At 65.4% G+C, this 214-nt stretch carries 1 protein-coding gene; it reads right to left on the bottom strand.

Going from position 1 to position 214, the window contains the following annotated elements; translation table 11 throughout:
- The coding region (locus tag BST12_RS30430; protein ID WP_245850643.1) for a helix-turn-helix domain-containing protein at positions 1–214 on the bottom strand (214 nt) is incomplete at both ends.

Below are 214 nucleotides of genomic sequence, written 5' to 3'. Positions count from 1 at the left end.
GGACTTCGGCCGAGACCCGCAGCGCCTTTGCGATCTGGCTCAACACGTCGGCGGACGGCTTACGCAATCCGCGCTCAACCTGGCTCAGGTACGGATTGCTGACGCCGGACCGCTCGGCGAGCTGCCGCATCGAGACGTGCGCCGTCTCACGTTGCGACCTGATGAAGCTGCCGATGTCGGAAGCCACATCGGAGGCCTTGGTGGACACCTTGGC

It is taken from the genome of Mycobacterium angelicum (genome assembly GCF_002086155.1).
Classification (GTDB): Bacteria; Actinomycetota; Actinomycetes; order Mycobacteriales; family Mycobacteriaceae; genus Mycobacterium; species Mycobacterium angelicum.
The sequence above is the reverse complement of the archived record's forward strand: the minus strand, read 5'-3'. Positions and strand labels throughout refer to the sequence as shown.